11 protein-coding genes and 1 tRNA gene are annotated in these 17,646 nt (G+C 67.0%); 8 read left to right on the top strand and 4 right to left on the bottom strand.

All coding sequences use genetic code 11. The annotated features are described in order from the left end of the window. The first annotated feature begins 266 nt into the window (after positions 1-266). The 4 genes from ACMPH2_RS02440 to ACMPH2_RS02425 all read left to right on the top strand — a co-directional run bounded on the left by ACMPH2_RS02440 (position 267) and on the right by ACMPH2_RS02425 (position 3,749). Positions 267-341, top strand: a tRNA-Asn gene (locus ACMPH2_RS02440). 181 nt (positions 342-522) lie between these two features. Next, positions 523-1,359: an ABC transporter permease gene (locus tag ACMPH2_RS02435; RefSeq protein WP_009279301.1), complete on the top strand. Its 837-nt coding sequence runs from the start codon at positions 523-525 to the stop codon at positions 1,357-1,359. Positions 1,360-1,368: 9 nt separating this feature from the next. Further along, positions 1,369-2,496 carry an ABC transporter ATP-binding protein gene (locus ACMPH2_RS02430; RefSeq protein ID WP_314638351.1) on the top strand — a complete coding sequence of 376 codons (1,128 nt, stop codon included), beginning with the start codon at positions 1,369-1,371 and terminating at the stop codon, positions 2,494-2,496. A gap of 98 nt (positions 2,497-2,594) precedes the next feature. Beyond that, the gene (locus ACMPH2_RS02425; protein ID WP_417118531.1) at positions 2,595-3,749 is read left to right on the top strand and encodes a glycosyltransferase family 2 protein; all 1,155 of its coding nucleotides are present in this window, start codon (positions 2,595-2,597) and stop codon (positions 3,747-3,749) included. 109 nt (positions 3,750-3,858) lie between these two features. On the opposite strand, the gene lspA is transcribed toward ACMPH2_RS02425, so the two are convergent. Both lspA and ileS read right to left on the bottom strand, forming a co-directional pair. Next, complete coding sequence (gene lspA / locus ACMPH2_RS02420) at positions 3,859-4,365, bottom strand: signal peptidase II (RefSeq protein WP_417118530.1); 507 nt, start codon at positions 4,363-4,365, stop codon at positions 3,859-3,861. A gap of 10 nt (positions 4,366-4,375) precedes the next feature. After that, complete coding sequence (gene ileS, locus ACMPH2_RS02415; protein WP_417118529.1) at positions 4,376-7,186, bottom strand: isoleucine--tRNA ligase; 2,811 nt, start codon at positions 7,184-7,186, stop codon at positions 4,376-4,378. Between the two features lie 752 nt (positions 7,187-7,938). On the opposite strand from ileS, the gene ACMPH2_RS02410 reads away from it, so the two are divergent. The 3 genes from ACMPH2_RS02410 to ftsH all read left to right on the top strand — a co-directional run bounded on the left by ACMPH2_RS02410 (position 7,939) and on the right by ftsH (position 13,452). Then, entirely contained in the window at positions 7,939-9,033 is a 1,095-nt protein-coding gene (locus tag ACMPH2_RS02410; RefSeq protein WP_417118528.1) for a hypothetical protein, read from the top strand. Positions 9,034-9,387: 354 nt separating this feature from the next. After that, positions 9,388-11,331, top strand: coding sequence for a fructose-1,6-bisphosphatase (locus ACMPH2_RS02405; RefSeq protein WP_417118527.1), 1,944 nt, complete (start codon positions 9,388-9,390; stop codon positions 11,329-11,331). 225 nt (positions 11,332-11,556) lie between these two features. After that, on the top strand, positions 11,557-13,452 hold the full coding sequence (ftsH, locus tag ACMPH2_RS02400) for an ATP-dependent zinc metalloprotease FtsH (protein WP_303131386.1): 1,896 nt from the start codon (positions 11,557-11,559) through the stop codon (positions 13,450-13,452). 164 nt (positions 13,453-13,616) lie between these two features. On the opposite strand, the gene ACMPH2_RS02395 is transcribed toward ftsH, so the two are convergent. Continuing rightward, a complete protein-coding gene (locus ACMPH2_RS02395) occupies positions 13,617-14,438 on the bottom strand; it encodes a TrmH family RNA methyltransferase (protein WP_417118526.1) in 822 nt (273 codons plus the stop codon). A gap of 95 nt (positions 14,439-14,533) precedes the next feature. On the opposite strand from ACMPH2_RS02395, the gene ACMPH2_RS02390 reads away from it, so the two are divergent. Continuing rightward, positions 14,534-16,084 (top strand): L,D-transpeptidase family protein, encoded by a 1,551-nt coding sequence (locus tag ACMPH2_RS02390; RefSeq protein ID WP_417118525.1) that lies wholly within the window; start codon positions 14,534-14,536, stop codon positions 16,082-16,084. A 125-nt stretch (positions 16,085-16,209) separates the two neighbouring features. On the opposite strand, the gene ffh is transcribed toward ACMPH2_RS02390, so the two are convergent. Beyond that, positions 16,210-17,646, bottom strand: coding sequence for a signal recognition particle protein (gene ffh, locus ACMPH2_RS02385; protein WP_062530990.1), 1,437 nt, complete (start codon positions 17,644-17,646; stop codon positions 16,210-16,212).

Here is a 17,646-nt window from a genome sequence, read left to right as displayed (position 1 = left end):
GAACTAGAAAAAATGCCCTGACCGTCTGTCGACGGTACAAGACACCTGGGATGAGGCTATGTAGGGACGCATCGGTCCCGCACCTTACCGGTATCTCGTACCGCGCTTAAAGGTCAAGGAGAACGATACACGAATTCCGTCGGCTGGCAAGGGCGATTCGCCACTCTTGCCAGACCTGCCCTCGGGCGAAAAAAATCCAGAAATTCATGCTTGCAGGATCGTCTCTCTTGGCTATACTGGTCACCCGTGCACAGCGCACGACGAATTCCCCGGTGGCGCAGTGGTAGCGCAGCTGACTGTTAATCAGCGTGTCGCAGGTTCGAATCCTGCCCGGGGAGCCAGACGCATCAGGCCCGTGGGACTCGTTCCCGCGGGCCTTTTCCATGGGCGGGCCGCATGCCCGTCGCCTGGTGCCGTCTGGCGTTTGCATGAGGCCGCCGTTGGTGTGATAGCATCAAAAGGATTAGTGCGAACATGGCATCTACCTGCATGTGGGCAGGCATTTCATACCCAGGAGGAACCTTGGAAGAAGCTCCGAGCACAGGCGTGCCCAAAGCCCAGAGGACATCCCGAGAGGACGCGTGGTATCCCGCCGGCGAGCGCAACGCCTCGATCCTGCGCCAGCTCGTGTCGAAGGACTTCAAGCTCAAGTATCGCCGCAGCGCCCTGGGCGTCGCATGGAGCGTCCTCAACCCGCTCATGATGATGGCGGTCATGGCGGTGGTGTTCTCCGCCCTGGCCGGCCGCTCCGCGGAGGGCATCCCGAGCTTCCCGCTTTACATCATCCTGGGCAACGTGACCTTCTCGCTCATGAGCGAGTCCACGAGCCAGGGCATGTCATCAATCATAGGGGCCGCGTCGCTCCTCAAGAAGGTCAAGATCGACCGCTGGGTCTTCCCCATCGAGAAGGTCCTCTTCGCCGTCGTGAACTTCGTCTTCTCGCTCATCGCCGTCGCGCTCGTCATGGGCTTCGTGGGCATCTCCCCCACCGTCTACGTCCTGATGCTGCCCCTCCTTGTCCTCTACCTGGGGACCTTCTGCGCCGGCCTCTCGCTGCTCCTCTCCGCCGCCTCGGTCTTCTTCCGCGACGTGATGCACCTCTGGGGCGTCGTGCTCACCGCCTGGACCTATGCCACGCCGCTCTTCTACGCGGAGGAGATCCTTCCCGGCTGGCTCCGCTCCCTCGAGGTCTTCAACCCCATGTACCACTACGTGCGCTACATCAGGGAGCTCGTCCTCTACGGGCGCATGCCCTCCCTCAAGCTCAACCTCGCCTGCGCGGGCTGCGCCGTCGTCTCGCTCGCGGTCGGCGCGCTCGTCTTCCGCAAGAACGAGCGCAAGTTCATCCTCTACATCTAGGAGCAGCTCGTGTCCGAGACCAGCAGCAACGTTTCCGGCGCGACGCCAGCGAGCCCCGAGGGGCCCGGCTGGGGCGTGACCCTCAAGCTCTCGGCCGACACGGTCGACGACGCGACCCCCATCTTCGCGACAGCCCACGTGGAGGGAGCCGTGGAGTGGACGGACCTCGAGTTCCGCTATCGCTGGTCGCTCGACGTGGAGGAGGACGGGCCGCTCCACGGCAGCTCCGGCGTCTACGACGACCAGTCCCAATGGGGCTTCATCCCGCCGCAGACCGGCTCGTTCTGGCTCTGCGTCAGCGTGCGGCACAAGCACACGGGTGTCGTGATGGAGGCGTCGCGCTGGGTCACCGTCCAGGAGGACGAGAGCTTCAGGAGGCCTCCCCTGCCCTCGGCGGACGCGCCCAGCGTGGTCGAGGTCAAAGACGTCTCGATGATCTTCAACATCGCGTCCGAGCAGTTCAACTCACTCAAGGAGTACTTCCTCGCCCTCGCCCGACACGAGCTCAAGTTCAAGGAGTTCCGCGCGCTCGACCACATCGACTTCGAGGTCAAGCGCGGCGAGGCCTTCGGGCTCGTGGGAACCAACGGTTCCGGCAAGTCCACCATGCTCAAGATCATCGCGGGCGTGCTGGACGCCAGCGAGGGCAGCTGCAAGGTCACGGGCACCATCGCGCCCCTCATCGAGCTCGGCGCGGGCTTTGACATGGACCTCACGGCCAAGGAGAACATCTACCTCAACGGCGCACTCCTGGGGTATCGCAAGGAGTTCATCGACGCCCACTTCCAGGACATCGTCGAGTTCGCCGAGCTCCAGAACTTCATGGACATGCCGCTCAAGAACTACTCCAGCGGTATGGTGGCGCGCATCGCCTTCTCCATCGCGACCATCACCGAGCCCGACATCCTGATCGTCGACGAGACGCTCTCCGTGGGTGACTTCCTCTTCCAGAAGAAGTGCGAGCGCCGCATCAAGGAGCTCGTCCAGTCGGACGGCGTCACCGTCCTGCTCGTGAGCCACTCCATCGACCTGGTGGAACGCATCTGCGACCGCGTCTGTTGGATCGAGAAGGGCAAGATGCGGATAGTGGGCCCCACCGACGAGGTCTGCGACGCCTACAAGCGGCTGGCCGGCTAGGTGCTAGGCGCGCGCACCAGGCGAGGGCGCGGACGTCCTCGCCTTCGAATTCCTTTGGAAGCGACCGGGCGACGCCTCGCCCAGAAACGGGAGAGAGCATGACAGACGTGGCCCCGACGAGGACGGCGCAGGACGGCATCGACGTCAGCGTCATCGTCCCCTGCTACAACACCGAGGCCTTCCTGGACCAGGCGCTGAGTTCGCTCGAGGCAAATGACCGCTGCTCGCTCGAGGTCATCGTCGTGAACGACGGCTCCACCGACGGCTCGCTGGCCATCATGCGCGAGCACGAGGCGCGCAACCCCCGCGTGCGCGTCATCGACAAGGAGAACTCGGGCTACGGCGCCAACATGAACCGCGGGATCTCCGAGGCGCGCGGGACCTACGTCGGCATCCTGGAGCCCGACGACTACCTGCGCCCCCACATGTTCGACGTCATGTTCGAGTGCGCCGAGCGCCACGGCCTGCCCGACATGGTCAAGACGCCCTACATACGTGTCTGGATGCCCACGACCCCGCAGGAGCACCTCTACATGTGCTCCTACTACGGTCGCATCAAGCCCGAGGACGAGCCCTTCACGCTCGCGGACTGCCCCCGCCTCATCCAGCACCACCCCTCGATCTGGTCCGCCATCTACCGGCGCGACTTCCTGACGCAGAACGACATACGCTTCATGGAGGTGCCCGGCGCCGGCTGGGTGGACAACCCCTTCCTGATCCAGACCTGCGTCCTGGCCAAGTCCATCGTCTACATAAACGAGCCCTTCTACTGCTACCGAGAGGACCTTCCCGGCTCCTCGTCGGTGCTCAGGAAGGCGGGGCTCTCGTTCGAGCGCTGGAACGACATGGCCGACGTCATCGACCGCTGCGGCGTCACCGACGAGGGCATCCTGAGGTCCTTCTATGTGATCGGCTTCCGCTACGCGGGTGCCGCCATCGACGAGTTCGGGCTCGAGGTCCCCGAGGTCAGGGAGTGGATCAGCCAGATGTTCAGGCGCATGGACCCCAAGGTCGTGGCATCGATAGTCACGCTCTCGGGCTCCTTCAAGCGCACCTACTTCAGGCTTTCCGGCTACGAGCCGGTCCCCTTCAGCGACCTCCCCTACCTCAGGAGCCTCGTGGGCGAGTTCTTCTACAGCTGGTGCACCAACGGACCTGCCTTCGCCCTCTCGCGCCTGGGCATCTTCGCCCGCAGGCGCGCGGCGGAGAAGGGCCTCGTCAAGCCGACGTCCACGCACTCCGCCTCGATCTAGGATGCGGGGAGAGGGACGCGCCGCCCAGGTCGCAAGACCATGTGAAGCGCAGGGCCCGCAGCCATGTGGCTGCGGGCCCTGCGCTTCGCTGGCATGACCGTTCGACGGCCTACGTCGCAGAGGGGCCCCTCTCCCCCTTCAGGTTCCAGAGGTAGTAGCCCACGACGGAGACGGCCACTCCGCAGGTCACGAAGACGTCCGCGACGTTGAACACCGGGAAGTCCACGAAGCGCGTGGCGAGGAAGTCGGTCACCGAGCCCTGGAAGAGGCGGTCGATCATGTTGCCCACTCCCCCACCGGCGACGCAGCCGATGGCAACGGCAAGGGGCAGCGGGATGTCCTCCCTCCAAACCAGGGCCACGCAGCCGGCGAGGACCGCGATGGCTATGACCACCAGCAGCGGGCCCATGCCGCGCGCCATGCTGAAGGCGGCGCCCGTGTTCTCCACGTGCAGGAGGTCGAGCACGCCGGGAATCAGCGTCTCCCCCTCCCCCACCGGATAGAGGGCGCGCACCGCGGCCTTGACTGCCTGGTCGACCACCACGACGAGGCACACAGCAAGGAGGAAGGCCACGGAGCGCATTCCGCGACGGGACAGGGGCCTCGTGGCGTCCACGTCAGCCCTCCTACTCTGTCGCGCCGACGACGGAGGAGCAGCGCGCGCAGAGTCCATCCTCGCCCAGCTCGCGCCAGTTCCAGCAGCGGGGGCACTTCTCCCCGTTGGCGGGAAGGACCTCGCAGGAGAGCGCCTCTCCCTCGTGGACGCAGACCTCGGAGCACACGAAGGCCTCGGCGAGGTCGGGGGCGCCATCGCCTGCGAGGAGCGCGAAGGCGTCCTTGGTCAGGGTGAGCTCGGCGCGCGTGGCCTGGGTGGTCTTCTCGCTCACCACGCCGGAGGCGAGCGCCTCGTCATAGGCCTTGGTGAAGGCGCCGCGGGCGTCGACCATCGCCTGGTACGTGGCGAGGAGCGGCTCGTACTCCGACGCCTGCATCGGTGCCTGGAACCAGTCGAGGAGCGCGGCGTAGCGCTGGCCGTCGCGCAGGGACTCGGGCAAGAACGCCATGGCCTCGTCAGTGGTGTAGGCGAGGATGGGCTGGAAGTCGTGGACCAGCATGGAGAGGACATACGACCAGACGGTCTGGGCGCTCCGACGCTCGACGCTGCCGGGGGCGCCGCAGTAGCTGCGGTCCTTCGTCGCGTTGAGGTAGTCGTTGGAGAGCTCGGTGATGATGTAGTCGTACAGGGTGCGGTAGACCACGTTGAACCGGTAGCCCTCGTAGGCGCGCGAGACCTCATCGTGCACCTGGCACATGCGGGCGAGGGCGAGGCGGTCGTACGGCAGGAGTCCCTCGACGGGCAGGCCGTCGGCCGCGAGGTCGAACTGGCCCTCGAGCTCCCCCAGGAGGAAGCGGAGGGTGTTGCGGATCTTGCGGTAGGCGTCGCCCACGTGCTCGAGGATGCTGTCGTCGCAGGGGACGTCGGTCGAGGTGTCGACGGACGAGACCCAGAGGCGCAGGATGTCGGCGCCGCGGGTGTCGCACTCGGCGTTGGGATCGATCACGTTGCCCAGGGACTTGGACATCTTGCGGCCCTTGCCGTCCAGGGTGAAGCCCTGGCTCACCACGGACTTGTAGGGGGCCACGCCATACGCGCCGACGGAGGTCATGAGCGAGCTCATGAACCAACCGCGGTGCTGGTCGGAGCCCTCGAGGTACATGTCCGCGGGGAACTGCAGGTTGTCGCGGTGACGGCAGACGGCGGTGTGGCTCACGCCGGAGTCCCACCAGACGTCCAGGATGTCCTTGTTGGTCTTGAGATGGTGCCCTCCGCACTTGGGGCAGACGCAGGCGTCGCCCAGGTAGCTGGCGGGGTCCTCGGTGAACCAGCAGTCGGAGCCCCGCTCGCGGAAGAGCTCGATCACGGCATCGAGGGTCTGGTCGTTCATCACGGTCTCGCCGCAGTCCTGGCAGGTGTAGGCGGGGATGGGCACGCCCCAGTTGCGCTGGCGGCTGATGCACCAGTCCGGACGGCCCTCGACCATGGAGCCGATGCGCTTGACGGAGTGCGCGGGATAGAAGTCGACGTGCGAGAGCTCCTCGAGCGCCTGCCTCCTGAGGCCGGTCTTGTCCATGGAGACGAACCACTGGCTGGTGGCACGGAAGATGACCGGGTTCTTGCAGCGCCAGCAGTGGGGGTAGCTGTGGTTGATGTCCTCGTGGAGGATCAGCGCGCCGCGCTCGTCGAGCCACTCGATGATCTTGGGGTTGGCCTCGTTGACCTCCATGCCGCCCCAGGGGCCGCCGGTCCCCATGCCGTCTCCCACGTAGAAACGGCCGTCGTCGTCGACGGGCATGACCACGGGCACGCCGAAGCGCATGCCGGCGTTGTAGTCGTCCACGCCGTGACCGGGGGCGCTGTGCACGATGCCAGTGCCGTCGTCCAGGGTGACGTAGTCGGCAAAGATGAACACGCCCTCCTCGCCCTGGTCGCCGAAGATCGGCTGCCTGTAGCGGTTGCCCTGGAGCTCGGTGCCCGTCGCGTGCCAGGGCTCGCCGTCGGCGTCGCGCACGAGCTCGACGCCCTCGTAGCCAAACTTGGCGCAGCACCTCTCCTGCAGGGCCTCTGCCATGAGCTCGACCCTGCCGTCGACCCGCACGGCGACGTAGCTCGCCTCGGGATGGAGGATGACGGCGTCGTCGGCAGGAAGCGTCCAGGGCGTCGTGGTCCAGATGTCGACGAAGAGCGAGTCGGCATAGGGCTCGAGGCCGGCTGGCGCGGTGGTCATCCGGAAGCGGACGAAGATGGCGGGCGAGACCTCGTCGGAGTACTCGATCTCCGCCTCGGCGAGCGCCGTGTGGCAGTGGGTGCACCAGTGCACGGGCTTGCGGCCGCGGTAGATGGCGCCCTTGTCGAAAATCGCCTTGAAGATTTCCACGTCGGTGGCGTCATAGTCGTTGACGTAGGTTAGGTAGGGGTTGTCCCACTCGGCGAGGACGCCCAGGCGCTTGAAGCCCTGGCGCTGGGTGTCGACCTGCTCGACGGCCATCTTGCGGCAGAGCTCGCGGATCTTCTCCGTGGGAAGCTGGTTGAACTTCTCGGTGCCCAGCATCTCCTCGACCTTGTGCTCGATGGGCTGGCCGTGGCAGTCCCAACCGGGCACGTAGGGGGTCTGGTAGCCCCGCATGGACCAGTAGCGGTTGATGATGTCCTTCGAAATCTTGTTCTGCGCGTGTCCCAGGTGGATGGGGCCGTTGGCGTAGGGAGGGCCGTCGTGGAGCACGAACTTGTCGTGGCCTTCGTTCTTCTTGAGCATCTGCCCGTAGACGTCGTTGGCCTCCCACTCGGCCAGGCGCTTCGGCTCGTTCTGGGCCAGGCCCGCCCTCATGGGGAACCCCGTCTTGGGGAGGTTCATCGTCTTCTTGTACTCGTTTGCCACGCTCGCGCCCTTCCTCTCGTGCCCTTCGCCCCCGCGCGCCGCGGGTGCGTCCCCTCCGGACGCATGAAAAAAGCGCCCGTCCCTCCTGCTGGGACGAAGCGCTCGCACGACACTTCGCTTGTGACCACCCAGCGAGCGGAAATCCGCCAAACTCGGCTGGCCTGTGACGGCGGCCACTCCGACGGCGCCTACTCGCGAGCGTGCGACCCGTTGCCGGTCGCGCCCGCTTTGGGGCCGCGGCTCCGGGGTGATGTTCTCCGGGACGTGGTCGCGACTTCTCAGCCTCGTCGCTCTCTGTTGGCCACGCTGCCCCGGATACTCTTCCCCTTCACAGCTTTTGATGGGAGAGATGATAGCACGCAGGCGGTAGCAATGCGCGGGCGAACGGACCCTCCACGCCGGCGGTACGCGGGGCGGTCGTCCAAGGTCCGCCAGGCTCACCACATGCGGCCGGCCGTCGCCTGCCGAGGCCGCCATCTTTCGGCTGCCCGGCCGGCCGTCGCCTGCCAGACCCGCCGCCTTTCGGACGCCCGGTCGTCCATCTTGTCTATTGCCACGCTTTTTGGCGAGAATCGCTCACATTCCGTGGCGAAAGACAAGATGGTGCGTCGGGCGGCTCCTGGCAATGGTGCCTGAGAGGAGGCTGCGGCTCTCGCCTGCGGGCATCGTGCAGCTTCACGCAGGCGCACGACGCCTCCCACAGGTATCTTTGCCTCCCAAGCAAACACAGGGCACGAGGAGGGGGAGCGGAGATGTCGCGCGACGCGGACCAGAGGATTGGCAAGCTGCTCGACGCCGGAGAGCGCAAGCGCAGACTCGTCCATGCCGACACGAGGGCGGACGCGGCAAAGCTGCAGAGGCTGCGAGCCAAGGGCGCGCTGGTCTCCCCTCATCATGGCCTCTACGTCCGCACGAGCGCCTGGGCCGCGCTGACAGAGCCGGAAAGGGCCCTCTGGAAGATGAGGGCGCTCTGCGCCAGGCATCCCGGCTGGATGTTCTGCGACGTGTCCGCGGCGCTGGCCCATGGGCTGTCGGTGCCCCTCCGGGAGGTCGGGACCCTCCACGTCCTGAGCAGCCCTGGCTCGCCCACGAGAAGCACCGGAGCAATCGTTCGGCACGCGACGTCGGCACGAGGGGCGTGCTGGAAAGACGGCGTCCACGTCACCGACCTTGCGCAGAGCGTCTACGACTGCCTGAGGAGGCTTGGCTTCAGGGACGGCCTCGCGGTGGCGGACTCGGGCATGGCGGCCATGGAACTGGACGACTGGGAGACCCTCGCCGACCGCCTGATCGCCCTCCATCACGGCGAGCCGGGACTCCGCCGGGCGCTTGGCATCCTGCGGCACGCCGACCCCCGCGCCGAGAGCGGCGGGGAGTCCATCGCCCGCGCAGCGATGCTCGAGCTGGGCTTCGAGCTTCCGGAGCTCCAGGTCGAGGTGCCGGACCCGTTCGCCCCCGGACGCAGCTACCGGGTCGACTTCCTCTGGACGCTGCCGGACGGGAACCGGGTCGCCGGCGAGCTGGACGGGCGCGAGAAGTACGTGAACCCGCAGATGACCAAGGGTCGCAGCGCCGTCGAGGTACTGGCGGAGGAACGGTTGCGCGAGTCGAGGCTGAGCGCCGCGGGCGTGCGCGTCATGCGCTTCTCGTTTGCGGACGTCTGCAGGCTGGGCTTCTTCGAGTCGCTCCTGGAACGCTACGGCATCCCGCGGCCGGGACGCCCCTCTCGCCTGCGAAGCCCCTTCAGGGAAGAGTGGCGTCCCATGGAGCTTGGCGGCTGGAGGCTGCGCTGCAAGCGGGTCTGGCCGAGGAGCCGGCTGGCGCGCGAGCCGGAAGGTGGCCGCTGACATGGTCGAAGAGCCGCTCCGTACGCGACGGCAAGGCGGTCGATGGGCGGGTCCAGCCATCCATCTTGTCTTTTGCCACGCTTTTTGACGAGAATCGCGCGAATTCCGTGTCGAAAGGCAAGACGGATGGCCTGACGCCACCGGAGCCCGACGCCACCGGAGCCCGACGCCACACAAGCGCCACGACCACGCAGCCAAGCGGCGCCCATGCCGCCCGTAGGCTACCACGCACGGAAATCCACAGCTTGCGCATTGAAAGAGACGCCGCCGTCCCCAACGATGGGCACATGGCACAAGAGTTCCGCGGCCTCGTCCCAGCTGGCGCGGCCGCGACGGGGAGAAGGGCGGGACACCTTGGCAGGCGAGGCTCTGGAACCGACGGGCACGACGGCGGACGAGGCTCACGGAGGCCCTGACGACCTCCGCTACCTCAGGCTCCTCTCGCAGAACTTCCCCACCATGCGCTCGGCCTTCACCGAGATCATCAACCTCGAGGCCATCCTCAACCTGCCCAAGGGCACCGAGCACTTCATGAGCGACGTCCACGGCGAGGACGAAGCCTTCGAGCACATCCTCAACAACTGCTCCGGCGTCATCCGCGAGCAGGTGGACCGCATCTTCGCGACCGAGCTCGGGAGCGGCCAGCGCGCCGACCTCTGCACCCTCATCTACTATCCCAAGCAGAAGCTCGCCCGCGTGCGCGCGGCGGGCGCCAACACCGACGAGTGGTATGCGGCGACGCTCTTCCGCCTGGTGCGCCTTGCCCGCTACCTCTCGGGCTTCTACACCCGCTCCAAGGTGCGCAAGGCGATGCCCGTCGAGTACGCCTACATCATCGACGAGCTGCTGCACGCCTCCGGCCAGGGAGAGACGAGCCGCCACGAGTATCACGAGCAGATCATCTCGTCGATCGTGGGCACAGGTTCCACCGATGACTTCCTCGTGTCGCTGAGCTCGCTCATCAAGCGACTCGCCGTCGACCACCTGCACGTGGTAGGCGACCTCTTCGACCGGGGCGCGCACGCCGACAAGATCATCGAGCGCCTGATAGCCTACCATTCGCTCGACATCCAGTGGGGCAACCACGACATCTGCTGGATGGGCGCGGCGGCCGGCTCCGAGGCCTGCGTGGCCGCCGTCGTCCGCGCCAACGTGCGCTATCGCACCCTCGAGGTGCTCGAGAGCGCCTATGGCATCAGCCTGCGCCAGCTCGCCCTCTTCGCCGAGAAGACCTATGTGGACTATGACGTCATCTCCCCCATGGAGAAGGCCATCAGCGTGATCCTCTTCAAGCTCGAGGGCCAGCTCATCCAGAGGCACCCCGACTTCGGCATGCAGGACCGCCTGCTCCTGGACAAGATCGACGTGGTGGACGGCACGGTGGCCATCGGCGGACAGGAGCACGAGCTCAGGACCTGCGACTTCCCCACCATCAACACGGCCCACCCCTACGAGCTCGACCCCGAGGAGACCGAGGTCGTGCGCGGCCTGGTCAAGTCCTTCCGCGCGAGCGACCGCCTGCGTCGCCACGTCGCCTTCCTCTACGAGCACGGCAGCCTCTACCTCGTGCGCAACGGCAACCTGCTCTTCCATGGCTGCCTGCCGCTCGACGAGGACGGGCGCCCCAGCACCGTCACGGGCGAGGGCGTCAAGTACGCGGGCCGCGGGTACATGGACTTCTGCGACCGCATCGCGCGCCGCGCGTGGACGCGGGGGGACCAGCCCGCGCTGGACTGGATGTGGTACCTATGGTGCGGCCGGCACTCCCCGCTCTCGGGCCGCGTCGTCAAGACCTTCGAGCGCACCTTCGTGGCCGACCGCGCGACGTGGGAGGAGCCGGAGGACCCCTACTACCGTCTGACCAACTCCCCTGAGGTCTGCGAGCGCGTGCTCGCGGAGTTCGGACTCACCGGGAGGCACTCGCACATCATCAACGGCCACACCCCCGTGAGGGCGCGCGCGGGCGAGAGCCCCTGCCGCGCCGGGGGGAGACTCCTCGTGATAGACGGCGGCTTCTGCCATGCCTACCACAAGAAGACCGGCATCGCGGGCTACACGCTCATCTTCGGCGCGGGCGGCATGCGCATCAAGGCGCACGAGCCCTTCCAGGGCGTGGACGCGGCACTCGACCAGAACGCGGACATAGAGAGCGACGTCACCGTCATCGAGCAAGCCGACCGTCCCCTCAAGATCGCCGACACCGACACCGGGCGCAGCATTCGCGCGCAGATCCAGGACCTCTCTCGCCTCCTCGACGCCTACCGCTCCGGCCGCATGGGCGAGGGCAAGCGCCCCTAGGGCGAAGGCGAGAGGGCCCGCATCCCGGCACGAATGCGCCTCGCATGCGACCTGCTTCCGCGGCAGGGGGAAGGCGCCTCTCCCCCGCCCCACTTCCTGTGGAGCGGGAGTGAAGTGCCCCAACTTGGGTATCTAAAGCAGAACCGCCCCCTCGCGAGGGGACGGGGGAATCACGGCTCGAACACCAGCACGCGCCCAGAGGCACGGCAGAAGGAGAAATGCCAGATGGAGATGGACAACAGGAAGAAGCGACAGTCGATGATCCTCTACATGGTCATCGCCATCGCCCTGGCCATCGCTGTTCGGACGACGCTCTACCCCAGCATCGTGAGCAGCCAGGTGACCAGCGTCAGCTACAGCCAGTTCCTCGGGATGGTGGACTCGGACGAGGTGAGGCAGCTCCAGCTCGACACCTCGAACGGCAAGATCCGCTTCACCACCGGTGAGGGCGACAGCGAGAAGATATACGAGACCACGCAGTTCCCCGGCGACTCGACGCTGGTTGACAAGCTTCGACAGCACAACGTCGACATATCGGCAAACATCCCCGACCAGAGCTCCAGCGTGTGGCTCTACCTGCTGCTCTCGTATGGCCTCCCTCTGCTCTTCATCTTCGGCGGCGGCTGGCTGCTCAACCGCAGGCTCAAGAAGTCCATGGGCGAGGACGGACCCTCGATGAACTTCGGCGGCGGCTTTGGCCTGGGAGGCGCAGGGCTCGGACGCTCCGGCGCCAAGGAGGTCAAGGGGGAGGAGACCGGCATAACCTTCCAGGACGTCGCCGGCCAGGACGAGGCCAAGGAGTCCTTGGAGGAGATAGTGAGCTTCCTCGAGAGCCCCGAGAAGTACAACCAGATCGGCGCGCGCTGCCCCAGGGGCGCCCTGCTCGTGGGCCCTCCTGGCACCGGCAAGACCCTGCTCGCCAAGGCCGTCGCCGGCGAGGCCAAGGTGCCCTTCTTCTCCATCAGCGGCTCCGAGTTCGTCGAGATGTTCGTCGGCCGCGGCGCCGCCAAGGTACGTGACCTCTTCAAGCAGGCCAAGGAGAAGGCGCCCTGCATCATCTTCATCGACGAGATCGACACCGTGGGCAAGAGGCGTGACGCGGGCCTGAGCACCAACGACGAGCGCGAGCAGACCCTGAACCAGCTCCTGGCCGAGATGGACGGCTTCGACAACCACAAGGGCATCGTGGTGCTCGCCGCCACCAACCGTCCCGACTCCCTCGACCCGGCGCTCCTGCGCCCCGGCCGCTTCGACCGCCGCATCCCCGTCGAGCTCCCCGACCTCGCGGGCCGCGAGTCCATCCTCAAGCTCCACGCCAACGACGTGAAGATGGAGGGCGGCGTCGACTTCGGCGCCGTGGCGCGCCAGACCCCCGGCGCCTCGGGGGCCGACCTCGCCAACATGATCAACGAGGCGGCGCTGCGCGCGGTGCGCATGGGACGCAAGAAGGTCACCCAGACCGACATCGAGGAGTCCGTGGACACCGTCATCGCCGGCGAGAAGAAGAAGTCGACGGTCCTCTCGGAGCACGAGAAGGAGGTCGTCGCCTACCACGAGACCGGCCATGCCATCGTCGCCGCCGTGCAGGACGGCAAGGCCCCCGTCTCGAAGATCACCATCGTGCCCCGCACCTCGGGCGCCCTGGGCTTCACCATGCAGGCGGAGGAGGACGAGCACTACCTCACCACCCGCGAGGAGTACAAGCAGCGCATCGCCGTGCTCTGCGGCGGGCGCGCGGCGGAGGAGCTGATCTTCGGCCACATGACCTCAGGTGCCGCGAACGACATCGAGAAGGCCACCAAGATCGCCCGGGCGATGGTGACCCAGCTGGGTATGTCGGACAAGTTCGGCATGACCGCCCTGGGCGAGACGACCAACCGCTACCTGGGTGGCGGCTCCCAGCTCACCTGCTCGGAGGGCACCGCCCGCGAGGTGGACGAGGAGGTGCGCGCGCTCGTGGAGGAGGGCCACCAGACCGCCCTCAGGACCCTGCGCGAGAATCGCTTCAAGCTGCACGAGATTTCGCACTACCTGCAGAAGAAGGAGACCATCACCGGCGAGGAGTTCATGAACATCCTCAACCGCGACGACGGCTTCGCGCCCAAGTACCAGCAGGACTAGCGCAACGCTCCAATCCCAGGCCCCGCCCTCTCCGATCGGTAAGCGAAGAGCATCAAGCCCACGCTTTCCTATTCGGAGAGGGCGGGGCCCTTTCTGTCGGCACGCTCCTCCAGGTCCGGCGCGAGGGCGGCGTGCGGATGGAGGAGCGTGGGGAGGGGACGAGCCTAGCGCCTCGCGCAGAGCTCCCAGAAGGCGACGGCGCTGCTGGCAGCCACGTTGAGGGAGTCCACGCCCGCGGACATCGGGATGATGGCGCAGTCGTCGCAGGCGGCGAGCGCCTCGCGGCTGAGCCCCCAGCCCTCGCTGCCAAAGGCGAGCGCGAGGCGCGAGTGCTCCTTGAGCGACGTGTCGTCGAGCCGCAGGGCGCCCTCCACGAGCGCCATGCCCGTGACGTGGAAGCCCTCGGAGCGGAGCACGTCGAAGGCGTCTCCGGGCCAGTCACCCTCGGCGACGGCCCAGGGAAGCTTGAACACCGTTCCCATGGACACCCTGATGGCGCGTCGGTTGAGCGGGTCGGCACAGCTGGGCGAGAGGAGCATCGCGTCGACCCCCAAGGCGGCCGCGGAGCGGAAGAGGGCGCCGACGTTGGTGATGTCGACCAGGCCCTCAAGCACGGCGACGCGACGCGCCCCGCGGAGCGCCTCGGCGGCGGAGAGGGGCCGGGGCCGGTGGGCGACCGCGAGGTACCCCCTCGACTTGTTGATGCCCGTCACGTCCTGAAGCAGCTCCCGGTCGCAGCAGTAGATGGACAGGTCGGCTTCCTCGAGCTGCGGGACGCGTCCGAGCAGGGTGCCCAGGTGCCTCTCGTCCACGAGGACGGACTCGAGCTCCAGGCCCTCCCCCACGGCCAGCTCGATGACGTTGAGGGACTCGAGGACGCACCTCGCCTCCAACTCGTCACGCAGGCTCCTGAGCTGGCGGTCCGTGAGCCGTAGGTAGGGGTCGAGCTGCGGGTCGTCCGGTGTGTCCATGCGAAGAATTGCCATCCTTGCGCCCTCCATTGGAAGAATGCCCTAGCCGAAGGGTACTATTACTCCCTACCCATGCAGCAGGAAATGACGACGTACCAAGGGATGAGGCCATGAGCCTGCAAGAGAACCCCAAGACGACACCCTTCGTGCCCGACCCGGCGCTGAGCTCCCTCAGCCGCTCGAGGATCGGCTCGCACTTCTCCCCCGCCGACGGGCCGACGCGCCAGGACGAGACCCCCGGCAGGGGTGGCTCCGGCCGCGCCCCCAAGGTCGCGGCCGCCGTGGTGGCTGGTCTCGCCGCGGTCTACCTGGGCGGCGTCGCAGTCTGGTCCAACGTCTTCATGCCTAACACCTCGGTCAACGGCGTCGACGTCTCGCTCGAGACGCCGGCCTCCGTGGCCCGACAGCAGACTGTCGCCACCAGCAGCTACGAGCTCGCCGTGTCGGGCGAGGGACTCGACCTCAAGGTCTCGGCGTCGGACGTGGACCTCAGCTGCGACGTCGACGCCTTCGCCCGCGACGCGCTCGCGCAGACCAACGCCTGGGCCTGGCCCGTCGCCGCGATCAGGGGCAGCAAGGTGGACGTGCGGCCCCAGGCCTCCTTCGACGCGTCCAAGCTCGACGGGCTGGTGGGAAAGGCCGTGGACGCCGTCAACGCCCATGCCACCCAGCCCGTGAACGCCTCGGTCGGCTATGACCCGACGAGCTCCGGCTTCGTGGTGAGCCCCGAGAAGGCGGGAACGGCCCTCGACGCCGCGAGCGTGACCAAGGCCGTCGGCTCCGCGCTTAAGGAGGGCGCTACATCGCTTGCGCTCGACGAGTCGGCGCTCGCGCAGCCCAGCATCCTCTCGGGCGACGGGCGGCTCGCAGAGGCCGCCAAGACTGCCAACTCCTACCTCGCCGCGACCCAGACCCTCACGGTCGACGGCAATGCCGTCGCAACGGTCGACGCCGGCAGGATCGCCGAGTGGGTCCACGTCCAGGACGACCTCTCCGTCACCCTGGACGATGAGGCTATCAAGGCCTGGACCACGGGCGAGCTCTCGCGCCAGCTCGACACGGTGGGCACCACGCGCACGTACACGCGTCCCGACGGGGTCACCATCAAGGTGAGTGGCGGACGCTACGGCTGGAACCTCAACGGCACCGAGCTCGCGGAAACCCTCGCACAGAACGTGAGGGCCGGCAGCGCCACCTCCGTCGAGCTCCCCTGGTCGAGCACCGCCGCGCAGTACGGGAAGCGTGGCGCCGCCGACTGGGGAGACCGCTACATCGACGTCGACCTCACGAACCAGCACGCCCGCATGTATGACGGCGGTAGCCTCGTCTGGGAGTCGGACTTCGTCTCCGGCAACACGAGCCAGGACCACGGCACCCCGGAGGGCGTCTATTCCGTCAACTCCCACATGGGGACCAACCAGACCCTCAAGGGCATCGACGAGGACCACGACGGGGAGCCGGACTACGTCAGCCACGTGAGCTACTGGGTGCCCTTCATCGACAACCTCTACGCCTTCCACGACGCGAGCTGGCGCTCGCGGTTCGGCGGGAGCATCTACCAGACCGACGGCAGCCACGGCTGCATCAACCTCCCCAGCGCGAAGGCAGAGGAGTTGTACGACCTGGCCAAGGTCGGAGACGTCGTGGTGGTGCATTACTAGTCGTCTGGCGAGAGGGGCGCTAGTACCTCTCGCACAGCTAACCTAGACGAGCAAAAGGCCGCACCCCGGAACCCAACGGTCCGAAGCGCGGCCCTCCTTGACCGGGTTGTCTGCGGCGAATGGCGCTAGAACTTCCGACCGCCCTTGCCACCGTACATCTTCTGGAGCGCCGAGAGGTCCATGCCTCCCACGCCGCCGCCCATGCCCATGTTACGCATCATCCCGCGCATCTGGCGCATGGACTTCTTGGAGCCCATGCCGGCAGCCCCCGTCATCTGCCGCATCTTGCCCATCATCTTGTTCATCTCGCCCCATTGCTTGAGGACCTGGTTGACCTCCTGGACGCTGCGGCCCGACCCTGCGGCGATGCGCTTGCGGCGCTGGCCGTTGATCTTCTTGGGCTTGAGGCGCTCCTCCTTGCTCATGGAACGGATGATCGACTCGATGCGCACGATCTGCTCGTCGCCCATCTGGCCGCCCGCCTGCTGCAGCATGCGCTCTCCTCCGGGCAGCATGCCGATCATCTTCTTGAGACCGCCCATCTTGCGGATCTGCTGCAGCTGCGAGAGGTAGTCGTCCATGGTGAAGCCCTCGCGGAGCATGCGCTCGGCGTCCTCGACCTGCTGCTGGTCGGCGACCTGCTGGGCCTGCTCGATGATGCCCACGACGTCGCCCATGCCCAGGATGCGCTTGGCCATGCGGTCGGGGTGGAAGACCTCGAGGGAGTCGGGCTTCTCCCCCATCGAGACGAACTTGATGGGCTTGCCGGTGACCTCGCGGACCGAGAGCGCGCCGCCGCCACGGGCGTCGCCGTCGAGCTTGGACATGATCACGCCGTCGAAGTCGACGCGCTCGGCGAAGGTCGAGACGACGTTGACCACGTCCTGGCCGGCCATGGCGTCGACCACCATGAGGATCTGGTCGGGCTTGACGGCCGCCTTGATGTCGACGGCCTCCTGCATCATCTCCTCGTCGATCTGCAGGCGGCCGGCCGTGTCCACGATCACAATGTCGTTGAGGTGGTCGACGGCCTGCCGGATGGCTCCCGAGGCCACCTGGACGGCATCCTTGCCGTCGCCGCGCCAGACGCCGACGCCGATCTCTCCCGCCAGGGTCGCCAGCTGGTCGGCGGCGGCCGGCCGGTGGGTGTCGCAGGCAGCGAGCAGGGGGCTGTGGCCCTGCCTCTTGAGCAGGTAGGCGAGCTTCGCCGCGGCCGTTGTCTTGCCCGAGCCCTGCAGGCCCACGAGCATGATCACGTTGGGCGTGCGGTTCTGCGCCAGGACGAGCTTGGACTCGGTCGAGCCCAGGAGCTGCGTGAGCTGGTCGAGGACGATGCGCACCACGTTCTGCGAGGGCGTGAGGGACTCCATGACCTCGGAGGTCAGGCACTTCTCCTTGCACGCCGCCACAAAGCCCTTGACGACGCGGTAGTTGACGTCCGCCTCGAGCAGGGCCATGCGGATCTCTCGCATGGCGACGTTGATGTCGTCCTCCGTGAGGCGGCCCTTGCCGCGCAGCTTGTCGAAGGTTCCCTGGAGGCGGTCGGAAAGGCTGTTGAACAT

The organism is Olsenella phocaeensis (assembly GCF_048189965.1).
Taxonomy (GTDB): Bacteria; Actinomycetota; Coriobacteriia; order Coriobacteriales; family Atopobiaceae; genus Olsenella_I; species Olsenella_I phocaeensis.
The sequence above is the reverse complement of the archived record's forward strand: the minus strand, read 5'-3'. Positions and strand labels throughout refer to the sequence as shown.

Bases quoted from the DNA above. Each gene is read 5' to 3' on its own strand.
- ACMPH2_RS02425 (WP_417118531.1), top strand. From the start codon at position 2,595: ATGACAGACGTGGCCCCGACGAGGACGGCGCAGGACGGCATCGACGTC.
- ftsH (WP_303131386.1), top strand. From the start codon at position 11,557: ATGGAGATGGACAACAGGAAGAAGCGACAGTCGATGATCCTCTACATG.
- ffh (WP_062530990.1), bottom strand. From the start codon at position 17,646: ATGTTCAACAGCCTTTCCGACCGCCTCCAGGGAACCTTCGACAAGCTG.
- ACMPH2_RS02395 (WP_417118526.1), bottom strand. From the start codon at position 14,438: ATGGCAATTCTTCGCATGGACACACCGGACGACCCGCAGCTCGACCCC.
- ACMPH2_RS02410 (WP_417118528.1), top strand. From the start codon at position 7,939: ATGTCGCGCGACGCGGACCAGAGGATTGGCAAGCTGCTCGACGCCGGA.
- ACMPH2_RS02390 (WP_417118525.1), top strand. From the start codon at position 14,534: ATGAGCCTGCAAGAGAACCCCAAGACGACACCCTTCGTGCCCGACCCG.